This is a genomic window from Pseudoduganella umbonata (assembly GCF_014192225.1).
Lineage (GTDB): Bacteria > Pseudomonadota > Gammaproteobacteria > Burkholderiales > Burkholderiaceae_D > Rugamonas > Rugamonas umbonata.
Genome location: NZ_JACHXS010000002.1, coordinates 245,151 through 265,296, shown reverse-complemented (window position 1 = coordinate 265,296; position 20,146 = coordinate 245,151). Strand labels below are relative to the sequence as shown.

Genomic DNA, 20,146 nt, shown 5'->3' with positions numbered 1-20,146 from the left:
CCTGACTATATAGCTGACCACATGGCTGACTTCACGACCCGACTTCATGGCTGACCGCGACGACGACTACTGGCGCGCCACGCGCCGCCTGACCGCGATCCTGCTGCTGGCCTGGGCCGCCACCGGCTTCCTGGCCGTGTTCTTCGCCCGCGAACTGGCGAACCTGACGATCTTCGGCTGGCCGCTGTCGTTCTACCTGGCGGCGCAGGGCGCGTCGCTGGCCTACCTCGCCATCATCGGCATCCACGCCTGGCGCATGCGCCGGCTCGATCGCCGCCACCGGGAACACCCTTGAAGCGCACGTTCAAACAGCGCCTGTCGCGCTACTACCTGATCTTCACCGCCTGCTTCGCCGCCTTCCTGCTGTCGCTGGCCGTGCTGGAAAGCGAAGGCATGCCGCGCGTGTGGATCGGCTACATGTTCATGTTCGCCACCATCGTGCTGTATGCATCGATCGGGCTGGTGTCGCGCACGTCGAACGTGGCCGAATACTACGTGGCCGGGCGGCGCGTGCCGGCGCTGTTCAACGGCATGGCCACCGCGGCCGACTGGATCTCGGCCGCCAGCTTCATCAGCCTGGCCGGCACGCTGTACCTGAACGGCTTCGACGGCCTGGCCTTCGTGATGGGCTGGACCGGCGGCTACTGCCTGGTGGCGCTGCTGATCGCCCCCTACCTGCGCAAGTTCGGCCAGTACACGATTCCCGATTTCCTGGCCGAGCGCTATGGCGGCCCGGCCAACGGCCGCGCGGTGCGGCTGTGCGCGGTGGCCGCCACGATCCTTATCTCGTTTACCTATGTGGTGGCGCAGATCTATGCGGTGGGCCTGATCGCCTCGCGCTTTACCGGCGTCGATTTCTCGGTCGGCATCTTCCTCGGCCTGGCCAGCGTGCTGGTCTGCTCGTTCCTGGGCGGCATGCGGGCCATCACGTGGACGCAGGTGGCGCAGTACATCATCATCGTTGCCGCGTTCCTGATCCCGGCCATGTGGCTGTCCGCGAAGCACAGCGGCAATCCGATCCCGCAGGTGGCCTATGGCAAGCTGCTGCCGCAACTGTCGGCGCGCGAGGCGGCGCTGGCCGCGGACGACAAGGAAACCGCCGTGCGCGCCGTGTTCCGCGAGCGCGCCGCGCAATACCAGCAGCGCCTGGACGGCCTGCCCACCTCGTGGGAAACCGGCCGCGCCGAACTGCAGCACTACCTGGACAGCGTGCGCCTGCGCAATGCCTCGCTGCTGGAAATCCGCACCGCCGAACGCGCGCTGATCGCCTATCCGAAGAATGCCGAGGATGCCGTGGCCACCTGGAGCGCGGCGCGCGACGAGAACCTGCGGCGCGCCCGGCCGCTGACGCCGCATGCGGTGCCTTTCCCCGGCGCCACGCAGGAACAGTCGGACATCAAGCGCCGCAACTTCATCGCCCTGGCGTTCTGCCTGATGCTGGGCACCGCCGCGCTGCCGCACATCCTGATGCGCTCCTACACCACGCCATCGGTCGAGGAAACCCGCGTTTCCGTGTTCTGGACGCTGTTCTTCATCCTGCTGATCTACCTGACGATTCCCGCGCTGGCGGTGCTCGTCAAGTACGACGTCTACAGCGCGCTGGTCGGCAGCCATTTCTCCGAGCTGCCCACGTGGGTGTCGTACTGGGCCAGCGTGGACCGGACCAACCCGCTGATCAGCATTACCGACATCAATGCCGACGGCATCGTGCAACTGGCCGAGATCGCGATCGACGGCGACGTGCTGGTCCTGGCCACGCCGGAAATCGCCGGCCTGCCCTACGTGATCTCCGGCCTGGTAGCGGCCGGCGGCCTGGCGGCGGCGCTGTCCACCGCCGACGGCCTGCTGCTGGCCATCTCGAACGCGCTGTCGCACGACGTGTACTACAAGATCGTCGATCCGAAGGCATCGACGCAAAAGCGCGTGACGATCTCGAAGCTGATCCTGCTCGGCGTGGCCTTCGTGGCCGCCTATTCGGCATCGACCAAGCCGGGCGACATCCTGTCGCTGGTGGGTGCCGCGTTTTCGCTGGCTGCCTCCACGCTGTTTCCGGCGCTGGTGATGGGCGTATTCTGGCGCCGTGCCAATCATTGGGGCGCGCTGGCCGGCATGGCGACCGGCTTCCTGGTCTGCCAGTTCTACATGGTGCGCACCAATCCCACGCTGGGCGGCAGCGCGGCGGCGCAGTGGTTCGACATCGCGCCGATCTCGGCCGCCGTATTCGGCGTGCCGGCCGGGCTGGCGGCACTGGCGATCGTCAGCCTGCTGACACCGCCGCCGGCACCGCGGCAGGCGGCGCTGGTGCGCCACATCCGCACGCCGGAAATAAATGAAATAAATAAAAATTGATCATGTGACTTTTGGCGAGAAAGCTGGAACGGGCTGCATGATAAGTTCGCAGACCTGTTCTTTTGCCGACTTCCATGCCGACTTCCACTCTCCTGGCCGGCGCCCTGCTGGCTGCGACCCTGCTGCTGTCCGGGCGCGCCGCCGCCGCGCCGCCGCCCGTGCAGGACTTCTTCGACAACGCCGAATTCGGCGGTGCGCAACTGTCGCCCAGCGGACGCCACCTGGCCGCCAAGGTCAGCGCGGCGGAGGGCGGCCGGGACAGGCTCGCCGTCGTCGACCTGGCCACGCTGGACGCCAAGGTGGTGGCATCGTTCTCGGACGGCGACATCGGCCACTTCCAGTGGGTCAGCGACAACCGCCTGCTGTTCGACAGCACCGACAAGGACCTGGCACCGGGCGAAGTCAATGCCGCGCCCGGCCTCTACGCGGTCGATCGCGACGGCAGGAACTTCCGCCCGCTGGCGGAGCGGCGCGGCCGCTTCGTTCGCGCCGGCGACGGCGACAGGCTGCTGCCCTGGCATACCTACATGCTGCCGCAGCCGGGCGCCCAGGATTCGGACAGCGTCTATGTGCGCAGCGTCCATTTCGAAACCAGCGGCGCCGTGCTGGCGATCGAGCTGCTGCGCCTCGACACGCGCACCGGCCGCACCACCGACGTGATGGAACCCGGCCATGTGCTGAACTGGATGCTCGATGCGCGGGGTGAACCGCGCATGGCCATCACGCTGGAACAAGGCAAGCACACCATCTGGCTGCTGGAGAACAGCAGGTGGCGCGTGGTCACCACGTTCGATGGCTATGTCGACTCCAGCGCCGGCTTCGAGCCGCTGGAATTCGCCGCCGATGGCCTGCTGTACGTGGCGGCCCGCCGCAATGGCGACCGGCGCGCCGTGCACGTGTTCGATCCGGCCACCGGCAAGGTCGGCGACAGGGCGCTGTTCGCGCTCGACCGGCACGATTTCTCCGGCCACCTGATCCAGGTGGCCGGCAAGCTGGCCGGCATCCGCTACAAGGGCGATTCGGAAGATACCGTGTGGCTCGATCCCGAACTGAAGGCGCTGCAGGCCACCATCGACGGCAAGCTGCCCGGCAATGTCAACCTGGTCGAGGTGCCGCGCCGGCCGGAAACGCCATACGTGCTGGTCACCACCTACTCGGACCGGCAGCCGAAGGTCTTCCTGCTGTACAACCGCGAGACGGGCAAGTTCAGCCCCGTCGGCAAGGCGCATCCCCGCATCCAGGCGCGGCAGATGGGCACCCAGGAGAACGTGCTGTACACGGCGCGCGACGGCTTGCCGGTTCCCGGGCTGCTGACGCTGCCGGCTGGCGCGGGCCGCCAGGACAAGCTGCCGATGGTAGTCCTGGTGCATGGCGGCCCTTGGGTGCGCGGCACGGAATGGGGCTGGTCGGCCGACGCCCAGTTCCTCGCCTCGCGCGGCTACGCGGTGCTCGAGCCGGAATTCCGCGGCAGCACCGGCTACGGCGCACGCCATTTCACCGCCGGGCTGAAACAGTGGGGCCTGGCGATGCAGGACGACGTGGCCGATGGCGCGCGCTGGGCGATCGCGCAGGGCATCGCCGATCCGCAGCGCATCTGCATCGCTGGCGCCAGCTATGGCGGCTATGCCACGCTGATGGGCCTGATCCGCGACCCCGACCTGTACCGCTGCGGCGTGGCATGGGCCGGCGTGGCCGACCTGCGGCTGATGTACGGCAGCTGGCTGCACGGTTCCGATTTCCCGAAGCAGTACATGCGCTACGGCATGCCGCAACTGATCGGCGACCTGGAAAAGGATGCTGCGCAATTGACGGCCACCTCACCGGTCGAGCAGGCGGCCCGGCTGCGCCAGCCCCTGCTGCTGGCCCATGGCAGCGCGGACCGGCGCGTGCCGCGTGCGCACGGCGTGCGCTTCCGCGACGCGGTCGCCGCCACGAACCGGCAGGTCGAATGGGTCGAGTACGAAGACGAAGGCCATGGCTGGACGCTGCCGAAGAACCGCTTCGACTTCTGGACCCGCGTCGAGAAATTCCTCGACCGGCACATCGGCGCCGGCGCCGCCGCAGCGAAATAAGGGCCGGGTGACATTCGGAGAGAAAGCAGGGCCGCCCGCCATGATAAGTTGGCGATCCTGCAAACTTCCCCGTGCATCATGTTACCGAGCCTTCGACGTTCCCCCTTGTTCGTCTTGCTGTCGCTGGTCGCCGGCCTGCTGGGCAGCGCCCACGCGGCGCCTGCCGCGCCGCCTCCCGTCGCGGACTTCTTCGGCCCTTCCGCTTTCGGCGGCGCGCAGCTGTCGCCCAATGGCCAGTACGTAGCGGCCAAGGTCCCCGGCCCGGGCGGCCGCGACCGGTTGGCCGTGGTCGAACTGGCGACATCGAAGGCGCAGGTGGTCGCCGAGTTTTCCGATGCCGACGTCGGCGACTTCCAATGGGTCAATGACGGCCGGCTGCTGTTCGACAGCACCGACAACGACGTGGGCGTGGGCGACATCAACGCCGCGCCGGGCCTGTTCGCAGTGGACCGCGACGGCAGGAATTTCCGCCAGCTGGCGCAGCGCCGCTCCAATTTCATCACCACACCGGCCGCGGCGCGGCTGCTGCCATGGCATACCTACATGCTGTCGCAGCGCGGCGCGCAGGATTCCGATGCCGTGTACGTGCGCAGCCTGAGCTTCGAGCCGGGCGGCAGCGTGCGTTCGACGCAGCTGCTGCGGCTGGACACCCGCACGGGCCGCAGCACCGGCGTGCCGCAGCCGGGCAACGTGCAGCGCTGGGTGCTCGATGCGCGCGGCGAACCGCGCCTGGCCACCACGCTGGAAGACGGCAAGAGCACGATCTGGCTGCGCGAGGGTGAGAAAATGAGCGAAAAGTGGCGCGCCATCACCACGTTCGACGCCTGGGTGGCCAGCGCCGGCGGCTTTTCACCGCTCGACTTCGATGCCGACGGCCGCCTGTACGTGGCGGCGCGCCACGACAGCGACAAGACCGCCATCCACACGTTCGACCTGGCCGCCGGCAAGGTCGATCCGGTACCGCGCTTTGCCATCCAGCGCTACGATTTCTCGGGCCGCCTGATCCGCAGCGGCGACAAGCTGGTCGGCGTACGCTACCTGGGCGACACGCACGCCACCGAGTGGATCGACGCCGACATGAAGGCGCTGCAGGAAAAGGTGGATGCGCAGCTGCCCGGCCTGGTGAACCTGATCTCGCTGCCGCGCCGCCCCGAGGCGCCGTTCGTGCTGGTGACCACCTATTCGGACATGCAGCCGCGCACGTACTTCGTCTACAACCGCGACACCGGCAAGCTGGACCTGCTCGGCCAGTCGCAGCCGAAACTCGACGCCACGAAGATGGGCCGGCAGCAGCTCGTCACTTATGCGGCGCGCGACGGCTTGCCGATCCAGGCCCTGCTGACACTGCCGAATGGCGCGAAGAGCACCGACAGGCTGCCGATGGTGGTGCTGGTGCACGGCGGGCCGTGGTCGCGGGCGGCGATCTGGGAATGGTCCGCCGATACCCAGTTCCTCGCCTCGCGCGGCTACGCCGTGCTGGAGCCGGACTTCCGCGGCAGCACCGGATATGGCACGAAACACCTCACCGCCGGCTTCAGGCAGTGGGGCCGCGCCATGCAGGACGACGTGGCCGACGGCACGCGCTGGGCCATCGAACAGGGCGTGGCCGACCCGAAGCGCATCTGCATCGCCGGCGCCAGCTACGGCGGGTATGCCACGCTGATGGGCCTGATCAAGGACCCCGACCTGTACCGCTGCGGCATCAACTGGGTGGGCGTCACCGACATCAAGCTGATGTACGGCGGCAGCTGGTTCCATACCTCCGACCTGCCGGCGCAGTACATCCGCTACGGCATGCCGAAGCTGATCGGCGACCTGGAAACGGAAGCGGACCAGTTGATGGCCGTCTCGCCCGTCGAGCAGGCCGGCCGGCTGCACCAGCCGCTGCTGATGGCCTACGGCGGCGCCGACCGCCGCGTGCCGCGCGCCCACGGCACGCGCTTCCGCGATGCCGTCGCCGCCACCAACAAGCATGTCGAGTGGGTCGAATACCCCGAGGAAGGCCACGGCTGGCGGCTGCCGAAGAACCGCATCGATTTCTGGACGCGGGTGGAGAAGTTCCTGGACCGGAATATCGGGGCCGGCGTGCAAAAGGCGGACAACTGACGACGCGCGCCGATTTCGGGAATCGGCCGGATTGAAAGCGGCCACCGCGCAGCCAAAGGCGTATGCTGGCAGCTCTCATCCGACAGGAGGCTGGCTATGGGTTCAGGCAAGATTCTGGTGGCACAGGGAGGCGGCCCGACCGCCGTCATCAACCAGTCGCTGGTGGGCGTGGCGCTGGAGGCGCGGCGCTTTCGAGACGTGACGCGGGTGTACGGCGCGCTGCACGGCGTGCGCGGCATCGTCGACGAACAGTTCATCGACCTCACGCAGGAAACCAGCCATAACCTGGAGCTGGTGGCGGCCACGCCATCGTCGGCGCTCGGCTCCACGCGCGACAAGCCTGACGCGAAGTGCTGCGCCGAGATCTTCAACGTGCTGCGCGCCCACGAGATCGAACATTTCTTCTACATCGGCGGCAACGATTCGTCGGACACGGTGCGCATCGTCAGCGAACAGGCGCGCGCCGCCGGCTATCCGCTGCGCGCGATCCACATCCCGAAAACGATCGACAACGACCTGGTGGGCAGCGACCATACCCCCGGCTTTCCCTCGGCCGCGCGCTTCGTGGCCCAGGCGTTCGCCGGCGCGAACCTGGACAACGCTTCGCTGCCCGGCGTATACGTGGGCGTGGTGATGGGCCGCCATGCGGGCTTCCTCACCGCCGCGTCGGCGCTGGGCAAGAAATTCCCGGACGATGGGCCCCACCTGATCTACCTGCCCGAGCGCACCTTCTCGATCGAGTCCTTCCTGGCCGACGTGAAGGCCGCGTACGATCGGTACGGCCGCTGCGTGATCGCCGTCTCGGAGGGCATCCACGATGCCAGCGGCGAGCCGATTGCCACGCTGCTGGCCAGGGAAGTGGAGAGAGATGCGCATGGCAACGTGCAGCTGTCCGGCACCGGTGCGCTGGCCGACCTGCTGTGCGACGAGATCCGGGAGAAGCTGGGAATCAAACGCGTGCGCGGCGACACGTTCGGCTATCTGCAACGCTCGTTCATCGGCTGCGTGTCGGACGTGGACCAGCGCGAAGCCCGCGAGGTCGGCGAAAAGGCGGTGCAGTATGCGTTCTGGGGTGACCGCGACGGCTCGGTGGCGATCCGCCGCAGCGGCTTCTATTCGGCCGACTACGCGCTGCTGCCTCTATCGGACGTGGCGGGCAAGACGCGCACGATGGAAGACGAATTCATCGCCCCTTCCGGCACCGACGTCACCGATGCGTTCCGGCTGTACCTGCGGCCTTTGCTGGGCTCGGGCATGCCGGATGCGTTCCGGCTGCGCTGCGCGCGGGTGCCGAAGATCCTGAAAGCGTAGAAACCCGCGAAACCCGGAGAATAACCGGTGGCGAAGCAGGGGTTTCGAGAAGCGCCGCTTCGCGCCTGCGTAGCGGAGATGGCCTGCAGGCCGTCGCTCCTCCCAGACACCTATTTTTCTGGAACATTCGTTGCAAAAAAACCGGTGCCTGTCACCGGTTTTGAAGGTCTCAGCCAGCGGACGAATGGCCCAGCATCTGGCTGGAAAAGACAAGGAAATCGTCGAGATGATCGCGGATCACCGCTACCGTGATCGGTAATTGCGTTACCGCTGCCAGTTTCTGGCTTATATCCCACAGCTGCAAAGGATCGGCTTTGCCGGCAACGAGCACGGCAAAATCGACATCGCTTTCAGCATTCGCATGGCCATTGGCCTGGCTGCCGAACAGCCACACGCCGAGGAGCCCGGCCAGCTCCGCCTGCAGGATGGCGACGATGCGCTCTTCCGGCAGGCGGGCATTCATCGTGTTACACCACGATCGTCTGGTGCTCGCCCTCTTGGCGGGCGCGGATCGTGCCGATGCGCGAGACGGTCTCGCCGGCGGCGGTCAGCTGGGCGATCGCCGCATCCGCATTGTCGGCGGAGACGATCACGGTCATGCCGATGCCGCAGTTGAACACGCGGTGCATTTCGGCGTCGGCCACGCCGCCGTGCTGCTGCAGCCACTGGAACAGCGGCGGCATCGTCCACGATTTTCCGTCCAGCTCGGCCGTCAGGTGATCCTGCAGCACGCGCGGGATGTTTTCCACCAGGCCGCCGCCGGTGATGTGCACCAGCCCCTTCACTTCCATCGATTCCATCAGCGCCAGCAGCGGCTTGACGTAGATGCGGGTCGGCGCCATCAGCACGTCGGCCAGCTTGCGGCCGTGGAAGTCGGCTTCCAGGTCCGGCTTGGCCACTTCGATGATCTTGCGCACCAGCGAGTAACCGTTCGAGTGGGCGCCCGACGAGGCCAGGCCCAGCACCACGTCGCCCGGGGCGATCTTGGTGCCGTCGATCAGCTTCGACTTTTCCACCGCGCCAACGGCGAAGCCGGCCAGGTCGTATTCACCGGCCGGATACATGCTCGGCATCTCGGCCGTTTCACCACCGATCAGCGCGCAGCCGGCCTGCTCGCAACCCTGTGCGATGCCCTTGATGACGTCGGTCGCGGTCGGCACGTCCAGCTTGCCGCAGGCGAAGTAGTCGAGGAAGAACAGCGGCTCGGCGCCCTGCACCAGGATGTCGTTGACGCTCATGGCCACCAGGTCGATGCCCACCGTGTCATGACGGTTCAGTTCGAACGCCAGCTTCAGCTTGGTGCCCACGCCATCCGTGCCGGACACCAGCACCGGTTCCTTGTATTTCTTGCTGATCTCGAACAGCGCGCCGAAGCCGCCGATGCCGCCCATCACGCCTTCGCGCAGCGTGCGCTTGGCGAACGGCTTGATGGCTTCGACTAAGGCATCACCGGCATCGATATCGACGCCGGCGTCACGGTAGGACAGGGATACGTTGGAAGGTTGGCTCATGGTGTAATTCGCGGCGGAGGCGGTAGAATAGATAAGATGCGTAGAAGACGATGCAGCATTTTCGCCATCAAGTCCGCGAATTTGCCATCAAGTCCGCTATTTTAGCAAAACGTTCCCGCCAAATCCCATATTTCGCCTCCATGCCCCCTGCCCCGACCGCACAACGAGAACAACCGGTATCCCCGGGCGCTGCGCGGCAGGAAGCGGAGGAAGCATCCCGCTTTTATATAATGCCGGATGTGATCAGCGAATATGATGAAATGCGCGATGAAATGCGTGTTGTGGAAATAACAATAAAAACAGGGCGGCAGCCATGAAACAGCTGGTGCTGGACCTCGGGGCCGAGCCGGTCCACACGCTCGAATCGTTCGAGGTGGGCCGCAATGCCGAGGTGGCGGCGCTGATGCGCCAGTTCGCCGGCCGCAGCTCGCGCGAGCATTTCGCTTACCTGTGGGGCGAAGTGGGGGCCGGCAAGACCCACCTGCTGCGGGCCCTGGCCGCCACCGAGCGGGCGCGCTACATTTCGCCGTTCTCGATCGAATCCGAATTCCTGTACTCCCCCGACATCGACCTGTACCTGCTGGACGATTGCGAAAAGCTCTCGCCGGTGGCGCAGATCGATGCGTTCGCACTGTTCAACGAGATTCGCGCCAACGATGCCTGGATGGTGTGCAGCGGCGCCGTGCCGCCCGCCGTGCTGCCGGTGCGCGAAGACCTGCGCACGCGGATGGGCTGGGGCCTGATCTACCAGTTGCACGGGCTCTCCGACGACGAGAAGGTGGCCGCGCTCTCCCAGGCGGCGGCGAGCCGCGGCTTGACGCTGTCGCCGGGCGTGTTACCCTATTTGCTGTCCCATTTCAGGCGCGACATGCGCTCGCTGTCCTCGATGCTGGACTCGCTCGACCAATATTCCCTGGAAACCCAACGTCCGATCACCCTGCCGCTGCTGCGCGAATGGCTGCAGGCGGAAAAAGATTAAAGCTCCCCATGAACCTGGCCCTGTTCGACCTCGACCACACCCTGCTGCCCATCGACTCCGACTATGAATGGGGCCAGTTCCTGTGCCGTAAGGGCGCTGTCGATACCGCCGCCTTCGCCCGCCGCAACGACGAATTCTTTGCCCAGTACCAGGCCGGCACGCTGGACCCGGTGGAATACCTCGAGTTCGCGCTCGGCACGCTGGCCACGTTCGATCCGGAGCGGCTGGCCGCCCTGCAGCAGCAATTCATGGCCGAAGTCATCGAACCGAACATCCTGCCCGCGGCACGCGCGCTGCTGCAGCGCCACCACGATGCCGGCGACATGGTGGCCATCGTCACGGCGACCAATCACTTCGTCACCGCGCCGATCGCCAAGGCGTTCGGCGTGGATCACCTGATCGCGGCAATGCCGGAAATCGTGGATGGCCGCATCACCGGCCGCCTGGGCGGCAAGCCGACCCAGGGCGAGGGCAAGATCCTGCATACCCGGGCGTGGCTGGAACAGATGGGGAAAACGCTCGAGCACTTCGACAACGTGTACTTCTACAGCGACTCGCACAACGACCTGCCGCTGCTGTCGATCGTCTCGCATCCGGTCGCCACCAACCCGAATGCCGTCCTGACCCGCCACGCCAACGAGCGCGGCTGGGCTTTACTCGAATTATTCAATGATTAAGAAATTCATCCGCAAGATCCTGGGCGTCAAGGATGCCCACAGCAACAGCGAACCCGAAATCCTCGGCCCGGAGCAGCACGGCATCGACCCGAAGATGGTGTCATCGAACGCGGTCCGCGTGACTTCCTCGCTGCAGGAAGCGGGCTTCGAGGCGTTTGTCGTCGGCGGCGCGGTGCGCGACCTGCTGCTGGGCGTGAAGCCCAAGGATTTCGACATCGCCACCAACGCCACGCCCGAGCAGGTCAAAAAGCTGTTCCGCCGCGCCTTCATCATCGGCCGCCGCTTCCAGATCGTGCACGTGATGTTCGGCCAGGACCTGCTGGAAGTGACCACCTTCCGCGGCACCGCCACCGACAATGCGCCGAAGGATGAACACGGCCGCGTGCTGCGCGACAACACGTTCGGCACGCAGGCCGAGGATGCCGAACGCCGCGACTTCACCATCAACGCGATGTACTACAACCCGGCCACCCAGCAGGTGCTGGATTACCACGGCGGCATGCGCGACATGCGCGCGAAGCTGCTGCGCATCATCGGCCAGCCGGAAACGCGCTACCGGGAAGACCCGGTGCGCATGCTGCGCGTGGTGCGCTTCGCCGCCAAGCTGAAGTTCGACATCGAGCCGACCACCGCGGCACCGATCTCCGTGATGGCGCCGCTGATCAACAACGTGCCGGCCGCCCGCGTGTTCGACGAGATGCTCAAGCTGCTGATGAGCGGCAGCGCCCTCGCCTGCCTGCTGCAACTGCGCAAGGCCGGCCTGCACCACGGCCTGCTGCCGCTGCTCGACGTGGTGCTCGAGCAGCCGCTGGGCTTCAGGTTCGTGACGCTGGCGCTGGAAGCGACGGACAAGCGCATCGCCTCGGGCAAGACGGTGTCGCCGGGCTTCCTGTTCGCATCGCTGCTGTGGCACCAGGTGCTGGAAAAATGGAACGCCTACCAGGCTTCCGGCGAATTCCCGATCCCGGCGCTGCACCTGGCGGCGGACGAGGTGCTGGAATCGCAGACCGAAAAGCTGGCGTTGCAGCGCAAGATCGGCTCCGACATGCGCGACATCTGGGCCATGCAGCCGCGCTTCGAGCGCCGCAACGGCAAGAACCCGTACAAGCTGCTGGAACACGTGCGCTTCCGCGCCGGCTACGACTTCCTGCTGCTGCGCTGCTCGTCCGGCGAGATCGAGCAGGAGCTGGGCGACTGGTGGAGCGCGTTCTACGAGGCCGACGAAACGATCCGCGCCGAGATGGTAACGGCCATTTCGAGCGGCGGCGCCGCCGGCAAGCGCAAGCGGCCGCCGCGCCGCGGCACGCGCCTTGAGGAAGGCGGCGAGGCCGCCGACCAGGCCGACCATGCTGCGGAACACGGCGGCGACGACGACTTCGACGGCGACGATCTGCATGCCGAGGGCGAAGGCGAATACGGCGCCGCGGCGGCACCGAAACGCCGCCGTCGCGGCCCGCGCCGCAAGCGTGGCGAAGGCGGCGGGCCGGACACGGCGCCGACCACGCCGACCATCGACTGATGGAAGCGTTCGTTGGCATCGGCGCCAATCTCGGCGACGCGCGTGCCAATGCGCTCGACGCGGTGGCGCGGCTGCGCCGCGTAGCCGGGATCGCCGTCACGGCCGTCTCCAGCCTGTACCGCACGGCGCCGATCGACTCTTCCGGCGACGACTACATCAACGCCGTGGCCCGCATCGACACCACGCTGGCGCCGCATGCACTGCTGGAGGCCCTGTTCGCGATCGAGCAGGAACACGGCCGCGAGCGCCCCTATCGCAACGCGCCCCGCACGCTGGACCTCGATTTGCTGCTGTACGGCGGCGACATCGTCGACACCGCCACGCTGGCGGTGCCGCATCCGCGCATGACGCAGCGCGCCTTCGTGCTGGTACCGCTGCTGGAAATCGCACCGCACGTCGCCGTGCCCGGCCTCGGCGCCGCCGCATCGTTCGCGCCGGATGTTGCCGATCAACGCATCGAGCGCATCGAGGGCATCGCCTGACCCATGCAGATCCCCGTCATCGTGCAGACCGCCGGCCTGCTGACCCTGTCGAACGTCTTCATGACGGTGGCCTGGTACGGCCACCTGAAGAATTTCTCCACCAAGGCCTGGTATGTCGCGGCATTCGCCAGCTGGGGCATCGCGCTGTTCGAATACCTGCTGCAGGTGCCGGCCAACCGGATCGGCTACACGCAATACAGCCTGGCGCAGCTGAAGATCATGCAGGAAGTGATCACGCTTTCCGTATTCGTGCCGTTCGCGATGATCTACATGAACGAGCCGTTCAAGACCGATTACATCTGGGCGGGTCTCTGCCTGATCGGCGCCGTCTACTTCATCTTCCGGTCCTGAGTCCTGGCTGCACTTCTGCACGGTCGTTCGCCGGGGTTTAGAATACGCGCCGTAACGATTTTATTAGAGGACTTCCATGTCTGGTTATCTGCAGGGTAAAGAGATGTCCGCGGCTACTCCCACGACGAGCGGCACGCCGGCACCGGCAAAAGCGGCGGCGAACAAGGCCGTCACGCTTCCTGCGCTGACCGCGCTGCGCGCGGCCGGCGAGAAAATCTCCATGCTGACGTGCTACGACGCCAGCTTTGCCGCATTGATGGACAAGAGCGGCGTTGAAATCCTGCTGATCGGCGATTCGCTGGGCATGGTGTGCAACGGCCACACGTCCACGCTGCCGGTCACCGTGCAGGAAGTGGCGTACCACACGGCTGCCGTCGCGCGCGGTGCCAAGTCCGCGATGATCATGGCCGACCTGCCGTTCGGCAGCTACGGCACGCCCGAGCAGGCGCTGGCCAGCTGCGTGCAGCTGATGCAGGCCGGCGCCCACATCGTCAAGATCGAAGGTGCCGGCTGGCTGGCCGACACGGTGCGCTTCCTCGTCGAACGCGGCGTGCCCGTGTGCGCACACATCGGGCTGACGCCGCAGTTCGTCCACCAGCTGGGCGGCTACAAGGTGCAGGGCAAGACCGTGGAAAGCGCCGATGCGCTGAAGGCCGACGCGTTGAAGCTGCAGGCCGCCGGCGCCTCGATCGTGCTGCTCGAAGCGGTGCCGTCCAGCGTCGGCAAGGCGGTCACCGAGGCGCTGTCGATTCCCACCATCGGCATCGGCGCCGGCCCCGACTGCTCCGGCCAGGTACTGGTGATGCACGACCTGCTGGGCGTCTTCCCTGGCCGCAAGGCCCGCTTCGTGCGCAACTTCATGGATGGCCAGCCCACCATCGAAGCCGCGTTTTCCGCCTACGTCGCCGCCGTCAAGGACGGCAGCTTCCCCGCCCCCGAACACTGCTTCTAAGTTCCTGGAATCGTATTTTTTGGCCGGCACCGTCCGTGCCTGCTTCATGGAGTGAAGACGATACGGGCGCCGGTGCCGGCCGGCGTCCGCCAGGCCTGTTCCACGCTGCTGAGCGGCGTGCCCTGCGCGTCGATGCGGAACGTGCCGCTGGCGATTTGCCTTGCCAGCGCGGGCAGTTCGCCCAGGATTGCCCGATCCGATACCGAGCCGTGCCCGCTGCCCACGATCTCGATATTGGCGGCACGCAGCAGCGCGCCCGGAATCGGCGCCATATCGCCCGCCATGGAACCGATGTGTATCCACGTGAACGGTGCACCGCGATCCTTGCGCTGCCGGATGACCGTCTCCATGATGCGCACGGCAAGTTCGCCCCAGACGAAATCGAGCACCACATCCACATCGCTTGCGAGGGCGCCCAGCCGCGCATCGCCGAGGGTCACGGTGTCGGTGGCGCCGAGTTCGCGCAACCTGGCGAGCTTGTGCTCGTCGCGGCCAGCCGCGATCACCTGCACCGCCCCCAGGTGCCGCGCGACCTGCACCGCCATGCTTCCCGAACTGCCCGTGGCCCCGAGGATCAGCACGTTCCTGACCTCCTGGAACGGCACGCGGCAACGCAGCGCCAGCCAGGACGCCATTGCCGGATTCATCGCGGCGGCGAGTGCGACGGGGTCGCAGTCGCCCGGCAATTCGATACTGCGCCGCAGTTCGATGACGGTCCTGTCGGCCATCGTGCCGAGCTGGTCGGGGGCCTGGACGAAGTAGCGCAGCTTGCCGTCCGTGCCGCGCCCCACTCCGTCGACACCGGCGACGAGCGGCGGCCGGCCCGTGCTGGAATAATGCGCGCCCGAAGCACGCCCGCGGGTGATGTGATGCAGGCCGGCGGCCAGCACGTCGACCAGCATTTCGCCGGGCATTTCGGGAACAGGTTCGCCGATGTCGGTATAACGCGGCGGGTGATCGAACGATGTGACGACGGCGGCTTTCATGGGACTCTCCTTGGATGCGGCACGATAAAGGTTCGTATTACGATCTAATATTGATACGCATTGCGAACTATGTCAACATGCAGGCATGATGAAAGAGCAGCCACCGACAACAAGCGCCACGCCGGCCGCCGCGGACCTGGTCGACGCCCTCGTGCCGGTCGCCTTCGCCACGATGGCCGTCCTGAACAAGATCGGCGCCGAGAACGACCTGTCCCTCACGCTGATCCGGGTGCTGGGGATTTTGTGGGACCGGCGGCCGCGCATGGCCGAACTGGCCGACTACCTGGGTCTGGAAAAGCAGACGATGTCGGGGCTCATCGCCCGGGCGGAAAAGCGCGGACTCGTGGCGCGCGCGCCGAACGCACTGGACGGCAGGGCAACGGATGTGTTCCTGACGGGCGAAGGGGCCAGGCTCGTCCAGGACCTGCACCGGCAAACCCAAATGGCGCTGGCACCGCTGACCGAACGGCTCGGCGCGGCGGACCGGCAGCTCCTCCAGGAGCTGCTCGAGCGCATGATGCAGCCGGGGAGCGAAGGCGGCGGGAAAGCCGGCCGTTAGACGGGCAGGCTCAGGCGACCTGGATCCAGGTCGTCTTCAGCTCCGTGTACTTGTCGAACGCGTGCAGCGATTTGTCGCGGCCGTTGCCCGACTGCTTGTAGCCACCGAACGGTACCGTGATGTCGTCGTTGTCGTACTGGTTGACGTGCACGGTGCCGGCGCGCAGCGCGCGCGAGGTCCTGATGGCTTTCGACAGGTCCGCCGTCCACACGGCCGCATGCAGGCCGTACGGCGTGGCATTGGCCTGCCGCACCGCTTCGTCGAGCGACGTAAAGCTCAGCACGGACAGCACCGGCCCAAAGATCTCTTCGCGGGCAATGCTCATGCCGGCACCGACGTTGTCGAAGATCGTCGGCGCCACGTAATAGCCGCCGGTATCGCGCCGCACGCGCTCGCCGCCGGCCAGCAGCCGCGCGCCGGCGGCCTTGCCTTCGCCGATGTATTTCATCACCGTGGCCAGCTGGGTTTCGTCGACGATCGCGCCCATCACCGTGTTCGCGTCGAGCGGATCGCCCGGCGCGAAGTCCGGCACCATGGCCAGCGCCTTCTCGATGAAGCGTGCGCGGATCGATTCTTCCACGAACAGCCGCGACGGCGCATTGCAGCTCTCGCCCTGGTTGAAGAAGATCGAGCCGATCGATGCCGCCACCGCCGCATCCAGGTCCGGGCAATCCGCGCAGACGATGTTGGCGGACTTGCCGCCCAGTTCCGTCCACGCGCGCTTCAGGTTCGATTGCCCCGCCATCTGCACGATCTGCTTGCCCACCCGCGTGGAGCCGGTGAACGCGATGCAGTCGACATCCATGTGCTGTGCCAGCGCGCTGCCGGCTTCGTTGCCGAAGCCGGGCAGCACGTTGAAGACGCCGGGGGGAATGCCCGCTTCCAGCGCCAGCTCGGCCAGGCGCAATGCCGTCAATGGCGACTTCTCCGACGGTTTCAGCACCACGCTGTTGCCCGCCGCGAGCGCCGGCGCGATCTTCCATGACGCCATCAGCATCGGGTAGTTCCACGGCACGATCGCGCCCACTACGCCGACGGGCTCGCGCGTGACCAGCGCCAGGCTGTCGGCCGGCGTGGGGGCGATTTCGCCGTACACCTTGTCGATGGCTTCGCCATACCAGCGGATGCAGTTCGCCGCGCCCGCCACGTCGACCGCCAGGCTGTACTTGACCGGCTTGCCCATGTCGAGCGTTTCCAGCAGCGCCAGTTCATCGCAATGCTGCTGCATCAGGTCGGCGAATTTCACCAGGATGCGCTTGCGCTTCGCCGGCGCCATGCCGGCCCAGCGGCCATCCTCGAACGCGGCCCTGGCTGCCGCGACGGCCAGCTCCACGTCCTCGGCGCCGCAGCGGGCTACCGGGCCAAGTTCGCGGCCATCGATCGGCGAGCGGTTGTCGAATTGCTGCCCGGCGCGGGCCCAGGTGCGCTGGCCGCCGATGAAGGCGCGGCCGTCGATGTTCAGCGCCTGGGCGCGCTCGTGCCAGCTGGTGGAATCGTTCATGGCGGTCTCCGGGCAGTGGTTTTGGCCGATCAGGTTTCAGCCGATCAGGTTCGGCCGATCAAGTTTGAGCGAACTCAGTGTTAGCCGATTCTACCGCCGGCTTGTCGATCAGTTATTGCTATCAAATCGATAGTCACAATGAATTTCCATAATGACAGCCCTCCCGATAGTATAAGCCTTCCCCAAACATTTAACTTAATAGGTAGAGTATATGGAGTTCATGGCTTCCAGGCCTGGCCGCGCGCTGTTGTGCGCGATGGCCATCGTATCCGCACTGACATCGATGTCGACCGGCGCCTATGCCCAAACCCTGACGAAGGATAACGGCGCCCCCGTTGGCGACAACCAGAACAGCCAGACCGCCGGCCCCGGCGGCCCCACGCTGCTGCAGGACGTGCACCTGGTACAGAAGCTGCAGCGCTTCGACCGCGAGCGCATCCCCGAGCGCGTGGTGCATGCAACCGGCACCGGTGCCCATGGCACGTTCACCACGACCGACGACCTGTCCGACCTGACCAAGGCAAAGCTGTTCGCCAAGGGTACCGTTACCCCCGTTTTCGTGCGCTTTTCCACCGTGATCCCGAGCCGTTCGGGCGCCGAGACCACGCGCGATCCGCGCGGCTTCGCCACCAAGTTCTATACGCAGGAAGGCAACTGGGACCTGGTCGGCAATAACCTGCCGATCTTCTTCATCCGCGACGCGATCAAGTTCCCCGACATGATCCATGCGCTGAAGCCGGACCCGGTCACCAACGTGCAGGAACCGGAGCGCGTGTTCGACTTCTTCTCGCATGTTCCCGAGGCAACGGCGATGCTGACCCGCGTGTATTCGAACTGGGGCACGCCGGCAAACTACCGCCAGATGAACGGCAGCAGCGTGCATGCGCTGAAGCTGGTCAATGCCAAGGGCGACTATGTGTACGCGAAGTTCGCGTGGAAATCGCGCCAGGGCGAGCGCAACCTGCGCCCGCAGGAGATCCCGGTCATCCAGGGCAAGAGCACCAGCCACGCCACGGTGGACCTGTATGAATCGATCAACGCCGGCAAGCTCCCGACCTGGGACCTGACGGTGCAGATCCTGAAACCGCAGGACCTCGACAAGTTCGATTTCGACCCGCTCGACGCCACCAAGACCTGGCCGAACATCGCCGAGCGCAAAGTGGGCACGATGGTGCTGAACAAGGTGCCGGACAACTTCTTCGAAGCCACCGAGCAGGTCGCGATGGCGCCGGGTAACCTGGTGCCGGGCATCGAGGCTTCGGAAGACCGTATGCTGCAGGGTCGCCTGTTCTCGTACGTCGACACGCAATTCCACCGCCTGGGCGCGAACTTCCAGTCGCTGCCGATCAACAAGCCCCTGGTCCCCGTGCGCAACCACCAGCAGGATGGCGCGATGAACATCGACGGCCGCAAGGGCACCGTGAACTACCAGCCCAGCCGCATCGCCAACCTGGCCGAAGACCCGAACGCCCGCAGCAGCAACCTGCCGCTGACCGGTACCACGCAGCAGCAGCGCATCGCGAAAACGCTGAACTTCCAGCAGGCCGGCGACTTCTACCGCTCCCTGTCGGCGCAGGACAAGGACGACCTGATCGCCAACCTCTCCGGCGACCTGAAGCGCGTGAAGAACCAGGTCAGTTTGTACACGATGCTGTCGCACTTCCATAAAGCCGATGCCGACTATGGCAAGCGGCTGGTGAAGGCGGTGGGCGCCGATGGTGCGAAGGTGGCCGAACTGGCTGCCGCGCTGAAGGACTAAGCGCACCACCGGAAGTCGAATCAGCCAGCGCCGGGCCTTGCTTCGATCGCCCGGCGCCATCCCGATGCCGCAGCAGCGCGGCATCACACCGCAGGCCGTTTGCTCCGCAGTACGGCCGCCGCCGCGAGCGCCGCGATCGCCAGTAACGGCAGGCTGCCGGGCTCCGGCAATTCAACACTGAAGCGCTGCGAGGAAACCATCAGCGCAACGGTATCCGCGCGGTCGACCGCCCATACCAGCATGTGCTTGTCGACCCATATCCCGGGCTGTGGCGCCAGGCTGGCCAGATCCGTTGTCCGGAAAGACGGAATCGGAAAATTCCAGTCCCACCCCATGCCGGGGAACCCCACCGGGCCATTCCCGCCGGGCCGGCCACGCACCGAATCGGCAATGTAGACGCCACTGTCATCGTGCCGCATGTCGATCGTGCGGCTTTCCATCGCCAGCGCGGCGCCAAGGCCGGCCAGGGCCGGATCGAGCATGGCCACGCGAAAGCTCATCTGCAGGCCGACAAAGGCGTACACGCCGTTGCCGTGCACCGCCAGCTCGTTGCCGCGCATATCGAACCTCAACCCCGCACCCAACGGCGCCCCGTCGGACGTCACGGTCACGTCGATATTGGCGGCATTGAAAACCCGCAAGGGATCCGACGCGCCGTAGCTGGCGCCGAAGTCGGAGAACGCGAGGCCGCCCGCGTTCAGCGTGCCGCCGGCAAGCAGCGTGGACAGCGGTATCGCCTGGGCGCCGGGCGCCATGGCGATCGACAGCATCGTTGTCCCGATCAACCGCAAAAGTTGTTTCATGATGGGCTCCCTGGGAAATTGAACGTCCATGCACGTTGATCTCGCATAAGCCATGCCACGCGCGCCATGCCCCGCAAAGCGTGCGCGCCATCGGTGGCGCGTCAAGTTTCCCGACGAACGGCGGGCCGCCCCGGCTGACAACATCGGTCACAAATCCCGGTGAAGTTGCTCCGGAGCCCGCATCCTGCCTTTATAATCCGGGATTTTCCGCGCGCATTTTTCCGCCCCC

General features: G+C 66.2%; 19 protein-coding genes. 14 read left to right on the top strand and 5 right to left on the bottom strand.

Annotated features, from left to right (window positions below; genetic code table 11):
* The first annotated feature begins 46 nt into the window (after positions 1–46).
* The 5 genes from FHS02_RS06195 to FHS02_RS06175 all read left to right on the top strand — a co-directional run bounded on the left by FHS02_RS06195 (position 47) and on the right by FHS02_RS06175 (position 7,838).
* Entirely contained in the window at positions 47–295 is a 249-nt protein-coding gene (locus tag FHS02_RS06195; protein WP_137314864.1) for a DUF4212 domain-containing protein, read from the top strand.
* Complete coding sequence (locus FHS02_RS06190; RefSeq protein ID WP_137314865.1) at positions 292–2,349, top strand: sodium:solute symporter family protein; 2,058 nt, start codon at positions 292–294, stop codon at positions 2,347–2,349. The genes FHS02_RS06195 and FHS02_RS06190 overlap by 4 nt, the downstream gene beginning before the upstream one ends.
* Positions 2,350–2,423: 74 nt before the next feature.
* Positions 2,424–4,421 (top strand): prolyl oligopeptidase family serine peptidase, encoded by a 1,998-nt coding sequence (locus FHS02_RS06185; RefSeq protein WP_137314866.1) that lies wholly within the window; start codon positions 2,424–2,426, stop codon positions 4,419–4,421.
* Positions 4,422–4,526: 105 nt separating this feature from the next.
* A complete protein-coding gene (locus tag FHS02_RS06180) occupies positions 4,527–6,527 on the top strand; it encodes an alpha/beta hydrolase family protein (RefSeq protein ID WP_229422249.1) in 2,001 nt (666 codons plus the stop codon).
* Between the two features lie 96 nt (positions 6,528–6,623).
* A complete protein-coding gene (locus tag FHS02_RS06175) occupies positions 6,624–7,838 on the top strand; it encodes a 6-phosphofructokinase (protein WP_137314868.1) in 1,215 nt (404 codons plus the stop codon).
* 169 nt (positions 7,839–8,007) lie between these two features.
* On the opposite strand, the gene FHS02_RS06170 is transcribed toward FHS02_RS06175, so the two are convergent.
* The gene (locus FHS02_RS06170) at positions 8,008–8,301 is read right to left on the bottom strand and encodes a nucleotidyltransferase domain-containing protein (protein ID WP_137314869.1); all 294 of its coding nucleotides are present in this window, start codon (positions 8,299–8,301) and stop codon (positions 8,008–8,010) included.
* Positions 8,302–8,305: 4 nt separating this feature from the next.
* Complete coding sequence (gene purM / locus FHS02_RS06165) at positions 8,306–9,349, bottom strand: phosphoribosylformylglycinamidine cyclo-ligase (RefSeq protein ID WP_137314870.1); 1,044 nt, start codon at positions 9,347–9,349, stop codon at positions 8,306–8,308.
* A gap of 50 nt (positions 9,350–9,399) precedes the next feature.
* Here purM and FHS02_RS06160 point away from each other — a divergent pair, with 50 nt between their 5' ends.
* The 7 genes from FHS02_RS06160 (at position 9,400) to panB (ending at position 14,309) form a co-directional block, all read left to right on the top strand.
* Positions 9,400–9,666 carry a hypothetical protein gene (locus FHS02_RS06160; protein WP_137314871.1) on the top strand — a complete coding sequence of 89 codons (267 nt, stop codon included), beginning with the start codon at positions 9,400–9,402 and terminating at the stop codon, positions 9,664–9,666.
* Entirely contained in the window at positions 9,663–10,328 is a 666-nt protein-coding gene (gene hda / locus FHS02_RS06155) for a DnaA regulatory inactivator Hda (protein ID WP_137314872.1), read from the top strand. Before FHS02_RS06160 ends, hda begins: the two co-directional genes overlap by 4 nt.
* Before the next feature lie 8 nt (positions 10,329–10,336).
* On the top strand, positions 10,337–11,005 hold the full coding sequence (locus tag FHS02_RS06150) for a histidinol-phosphatase (RefSeq protein ID WP_137314873.1): 669 nt from the start codon (positions 10,337–10,339) through the stop codon (positions 11,003–11,005).
* Positions 10,998–12,524, top strand: a complete 1,527-nt coding sequence (gene pcnB / locus FHS02_RS06145) for a polynucleotide adenylyltransferase PcnB (protein ID WP_137314874.1) — start codon at positions 10,998–11,000, stop codon at positions 12,522–12,524. The genes FHS02_RS06150 and pcnB overlap by 8 nt, the downstream gene beginning before the upstream one ends.
* Positions 12,524–13,006, top strand: coding sequence for a 2-amino-4-hydroxy-6-hydroxymethyldihydropteridine diphosphokinase (folK, locus tag FHS02_RS06140; protein ID WP_137314875.1), 483 nt, complete (start codon positions 12,524–12,526; stop codon positions 13,004–13,006). The genes pcnB and folK overlap by 1 nt, the downstream gene beginning before the upstream one ends.
* Positions 13,007–13,009: 3 nt before the next feature.
* Positions 13,010–13,357 carry a DMT family protein gene (locus tag FHS02_RS06135; RefSeq protein ID WP_137314876.1) on the top strand — a complete coding sequence of 116 codons (348 nt, stop codon included), beginning with the start codon at positions 13,010–13,012 and terminating at the stop codon, positions 13,355–13,357.
* A gap of 76 nt (positions 13,358–13,433) precedes the next feature.
* Positions 13,434–14,309: a 3-methyl-2-oxobutanoate hydroxymethyltransferase gene (panB, locus tag FHS02_RS06130; protein ID WP_371870556.1), complete on the top strand. Its 876-nt coding sequence runs from the start codon at positions 13,434–13,436 to the stop codon at positions 14,307–14,309.
* 44 nt (positions 14,310–14,353) lie between these two features.
* Here the strand turns inward: panB and FHS02_RS06125 are convergent, their stop codons facing one another.
* Positions 14,354–15,295: a quinone oxidoreductase family protein gene (locus FHS02_RS06125; protein ID WP_137314878.1), complete on the bottom strand. Its 942-nt coding sequence runs from the start codon at positions 15,293–15,295 to the stop codon at positions 14,354–14,356.
* 85 nt (positions 15,296–15,380) lie between these two features.
* Here FHS02_RS06125 and FHS02_RS06120 point away from each other — a divergent pair, with 85 nt between their 5' ends.
* Entirely contained in the window at positions 15,381–15,854 is a 474-nt protein-coding gene (locus FHS02_RS06120) for a MarR family winged helix-turn-helix transcriptional regulator (RefSeq protein WP_217496836.1), read from the top strand.
* A 10-nt stretch (positions 15,855–15,864) separates the two neighbouring features.
* Here the strand turns inward: FHS02_RS06120 and FHS02_RS06115 are convergent, their stop codons facing one another.
* Positions 15,865–17,355 carry an aldehyde dehydrogenase gene (locus FHS02_RS06115; protein WP_137314879.1) on the bottom strand — a complete coding sequence of 497 codons (1,491 nt, stop codon included), beginning with the start codon at positions 17,353–17,355 and terminating at the stop codon, positions 15,865–15,867.
* A 211-nt stretch (positions 17,356–17,566) separates the two neighbouring features.
* On the opposite strand from FHS02_RS06115, the gene FHS02_RS06110 reads away from it, so the two are divergent.
* The gene (locus tag FHS02_RS06110; protein ID WP_371861405.1) at positions 17,567–19,114 is read left to right on the top strand and encodes a catalase; all 1,548 of its coding nucleotides are present in this window, start codon (positions 17,567–17,569) and stop codon (positions 19,112–19,114) included.
* 83 nt (positions 19,115–19,197) lie between these two features.
* Here FHS02_RS06110 and FHS02_RS06105 read toward each other — a convergent pair whose 3' ends face one another.
* On the bottom strand, positions 19,198–19,884 hold the full coding sequence (locus FHS02_RS06105) for a hypothetical protein (RefSeq protein WP_221403794.1): 687 nt from the start codon (positions 19,882–19,884) through the stop codon (positions 19,198–19,200).
* Positions 19,885–20,146 lie beyond the last annotated feature (262 nt).